This window comes from Bradyrhizobium sp., assembly GCF_049798375.1.
Classification (GTDB): Bacteria; Pseudomonadota; Alphaproteobacteria; order Rhizobiales; family Xanthobacteraceae; genus Bradyrhizobium.
In genome coordinates, this window is record NZ_JBARGP010000360.1 from 1 (window position 1) to 4,039 (window position 4,039).

Here is a 4,039-nt window from a genome sequence, read left to right on the forward strand (position 1 = left end):
CCACGGCCGAACCGCGACGGGTTCTTCGCCAGTTTCTTTTCCAGCGTGTAGGCGGCAAAGGAGGCGATGACGGCACCGCCGCCCGGCAGGATGCCGAGGATCGACCCCAGGACGGTGCCGCGCAGAATCGCCGGCGTGGAGTCGATCAGGTCCTTCTTGGTCGGCATCAGGCCGGTGATCTTCTGCTGCACCAGATCGCGGTCCATCTCGGCGCCGGCGTCGAGGTTGCGGATGATCTCGGCAAAGCCGAATACGCCCATCGCTACGGTGGCGAAGCCGAGCCCGTCGGCCAGTTCGGGGATGTTGAAGGCCATGCGCGAGGCACCGGTCTCGATGTCGGAGCCGACCATCGAGAGCAACAGGCCAAGCACGATCATCGCGACCGCCTTCAGCACGGAGCCCTTCGCCAGCACCACCGCGAAGATCAGGCCGAGCACCATCAGCGAAAAATATTCGGCCGGCCCGAACGCCAGCGCGAGCTTGGTCAGCGGTGCGCCGAGCACGGCGATCAGGACAGTCGAGACGCAGCCGGCAAAGAACGAGCCGATCGCGGCGATCGCGAGCGCGGGGCCTGCCCGGCCCTGCTTCGCCATCTGGAAGCCGTCGAGCGCGGTCACGACCGAGGTGGCTTCACCGGGAATGTTGACCAGGATCGAGGTGGTTGAGCCGCCATATTGGGCGCCATAATAGATTCCGGCCAGCATGATCAGCGCACCGACCGGCGGCAGACCGAAGGTGATCGGCAATAGCATCGCTACTGTCGCGACGGTGCCGATGCCCGGCAATACGCCAACGAGCGTACCCACGAGAGCACCGATCAAGCACATGAGGATGTTGACCCATATGGGGATCGACATGCCGTAGAGCCACCAAGGCGACCACCAACTAATCTGAAAGACGACGTTGAAGCCGTGAGCGAGATTGGCAAACAAATCCATTGCGTCCTCACGGCACCAGGAAATGCGGGAATAGCGGCATCGGCAATCCGAGCACATAGGGGAATAACAGCGCGCAGCCAACGGTCAGGCAGATGCCGACGATCAAGGTTTCGCCCCAGCGTGTCTCATGGGTGCCGAGCGCCGCGATCAGGAAGCTCGCGAGACCGGAGACGATGAGCCCGAGCGGACGGATCGAGAGCGCAAAGGCCAGGACCGCAAGCGCCACGAACAGCGGGCCGCGCCAGTGATAGGTCGCAAGCTGCGCTCCGTCGGTGACGACGCCAATCGTGGCAATCGCAGCGCCAAGCGCAAGCAGCAGCAGCCCGAACATGCGCGGGGCGGTGCCGGCGCCGAACGAAAAGCCGTGCATGCCCTGCAGGTCGCTCGATGCCCACAATGCAAACAGCGCGATCGCCATCAGGACGACGCCGCCATAGTAGTCCTGCGGCGCCCGCGGCCGAACCAGCAGGGTGAAGAGCGCCACGGCGAGCAGCGGATAGGTGTAGATCAGCGTCAGCAGGACATCTGATGAGAGCGATGCCTTGCTGCCCGCGGCATATTGCTCGACGAGGCTCGGCAGCGCGAAGATCAGCGCCGAGCCGTGTCCCGACAGCACCTGCAACGGATTGCGTCCCGACAGCGGGATGACGAGTCCGGCGAGAGACATCAGAAGTTCGACGATCTGCGGCGCAAAGGCAAGCAGCAGAATGATCAAGGCCCCTGTCGCGCTGCGCAAACCTGGCGCAGCGGCCGCTCCGTCCGGCAGATGGCTCGTGGTCTCGGCCATGTCGATGTTCCCCTTCCCAGGCCATTCGGCCGTGACTGCGTTCCAGCTTATCGTTGTGCCATGCAGTGGATGCGCCGCTCTGCTTGCGTAATGGCTTTCATCCGAGAATGCCAGAGAAACCCAGACAACCGCCGACCAGCAACAGCCATAGCGGATTGAGCTTGGTCGTCGATGCAACCAAGGCGGCGCCGAGCGTGACCAGCAGCGCCGGCAAATTGTTGTCGGACGCTCGTGTCAGGATCAGCGCGCTCGCGGCCATCAATCCGATCGACAACGGCACCAGTGCCGCCTGAACGATTCCAGGCCAGCGCGCTTCTCGCGGATGCCGGAGCCAACGGCTGACAAAATAGGCGAGCACAGCAGTCGGACCGCACATCGCGACGGTCGAGAGCACCGCTCCAGCCACGCCCGCGACCGCGTAGCCGATCAGGGTGACGATCAGGACATTTGGCCCAGGCGACAATTGCGCGATCGCGAACACATCGGCGAACTGCTTGTCGTCCATCCAATGGTGAACGTCGACGGCGATACGGTGCATCTCCGGGATCGCGGCGTTGGCGCCGCCGACCGCAAACAGCGAGATCACCGCGAAGGTCCAGAACAGCTGAAACAGGGGATTCTCGTCGCCGCTCATGAGGTCCACCGGATCTTGGCATAGGTCACGGCCAGGCTGATCGGGACCGCGACCAGCAGCACGGCGGGCAACGGCAACTGCCACACCCCGATCGCGACAAAGACGGCGGCCGTCACGACGAAGCCAAGCCCATCGCGCTTCTTCAAGAGCGGAGCCATCATCCGGATGATGGCGGACACCAGCAGCCCGATCGCGGCGCAGGAGACCCCCGCCAGTCCTCGCCGCAGCGCCTCGACCTGGCCGAAATGGCTGTAGACGGCCGCAAGCGCCGTCACCAGCAGCATCGGCGGCCCGACGAGACCGGCAAATGCCGCCACGCCGCCGACGATGCCGCGAAAGCGCGAGCCGAACACCAGCGAGAGGTTGACGATGTTCGGGCCCGGCAAGAAATGGCAGAGCGCAAAGGTTTCGTTGAACTCGTCCGCCGTCATCCAGCGGTGCTCGTCGACGATGGCGCGCCGCGCGAACACCAGCACGCCGCCAAAGCCCGACAGCGACATCCTGGCGAATGCCAGGAAGAGCGCGATCACGCTGGGCGGGTCTGAGTGCAGGTCCGGCGAGGAAGGCTCCGCGGGGACGGATTCAGGAGGCATTTCCAACGTCTGGTACGAAAGGACGGACGAAAAAGCTTAAGACGGGGAAATGTCGCGAGCCATCTCAATTCGTTCAGTTCCGCGGGCCGCCCACATTTTTGTCGGCGGGTGCGCTCTCTTGGGGACTGTCTTTCTCAACCATTGGCCCCTATATTCAGATCGCCGGTTCGCCGGCTATGGAAATAAATCGCCGTCGAAATAAACCATTCGGACCCGGGGGCGGTACCCGGCGCCTCCACCAAAGCCCGCTAAGTGGCGGGCTTCGGCGGGGGCGAAATAGGATCGACGAGGGCGTAAAGGGCGAGCTTTTTCCCGGTATTGTTCCGCCGTTATCGGGCTACTGCAATAGTTGCCAACGACAACTTTGCTCCGGTTGCTCTGGCTGCGTAACGCAGTCCGAAAAACCATCTTAAAGTCCTAACGGGTTAAGCTCCGTTAGGCGGGGTTCGGAGGCACCTGGCAACAGAAGCCTCCACTTCTCTTCTTTTTGCCGTCGTCTGATCGTGGTTGCCGGATTTCTGCCCTAGACAGGCGCGATATCGGCCGGAATGGCTGCTGACGCTGGCATCCGTCCGGGATACGATGGCAGGAACACGAGTCGGATTGCTGGCAACCAGGTTCGTTGACCAGCCTTGATTGCGATACGACAGGATTTGAGGACGGCAGGATCGGCAATGGCGACGGATCACATTCGATACGATGTTTTGGCGCGCGACGCATTGCGTGGCGTGCTGCGCCGGGTGCTGACCGACGCCGCCGCCCAAGGCCTGCCGGGCGAGCACCATTTCTTCATCACCTTCCTGTCGAAGGCCGAGGGCGTCAAAATCTCTCCGCGGCTGCTGGCGCAATACCCGGATGAAATGACCATCATCCTGCAGCACCAATTCTGGGATCTGACCGTGACCGAGGACCGCTTCGAGGTCGGACTGTCGTTCGGCGGCGTCCCGGAACGGCTCGTGGTGCCTTTCCACGCCATCAAGAGCTTCTTCGACCCGTCCGTGCAGTTCGGCCTCCAGTTCGAGCCGTCCGATGCGCCCCCCGAGACGGAAACGTCGACGCCGAAGCTGCCGGCCGCTGCTGACCCGGC

Annotated in this window: 5 protein-coding genes and 1 other RNA gene; 2 read left to right on the forward strand and 4 right to left on the reverse strand. The window is 63.2% G+C overall.

Translation table 11 applies throughout. The features are described 5' to 3' along the window. The 4 genes from WA702_RS15110 to WA702_RS15125 all read right to left on the reverse strand — a co-directional run. On the reverse strand, positions 1 to 938 hold a 938-nt coding region (locus WA702_RS15110), incomplete at its 3' end, for a tripartite tricarboxylate transporter permease (protein WP_425111337.1). Between the two features lie 7 nt (positions 939 to 945). Continuing rightward, positions 946 to 1,725, reverse strand: a complete 780-nt coding sequence (locus WA702_RS15115) for a tripartite tricarboxylate transporter TctB family protein (protein WP_425111338.1) — start codon at positions 1,723 to 1,725, stop codon at positions 946 to 948. A gap of 97 nt (positions 1,726 to 1,822) precedes the next feature. Continuing rightward, positions 1,823 to 2,359 (reverse strand): chromate transporter, encoded by a 537-nt coding sequence (locus WA702_RS15120; protein WP_425111339.1) that lies wholly within the window; start codon positions 2,357 to 2,359, stop codon positions 1,823 to 1,825. Further along, positions 2,356 to 2,952: a chromate transporter gene (locus WA702_RS15125; RefSeq protein ID WP_425111340.1), complete on the reverse strand. Its 597-nt coding sequence runs from the start codon at positions 2,950 to 2,952 to the stop codon at positions 2,356 to 2,358. Before WA702_RS15125 ends, WA702_RS15120 begins: the two co-directional genes overlap by 4 nt. A 122-nt stretch (positions 2,953 to 3,074) precedes the next feature. Between WA702_RS15125 and ssrA the strand changes: the two genes are divergently transcribed. Then, positions 3,075 to 3,429, forward strand: a transfer-messenger RNA (tmRNA) gene (ssrA, locus tag WA702_RS15130). Between the two features lie 197 nt (positions 3,430 to 3,626). Further along, a partial coding sequence (locus WA702_RS15135) for an SspB family protein (RefSeq protein ID WP_425111341.1) occupies positions 3,627 to 4,039 on the forward strand: 413 nt, incomplete at its 3' end.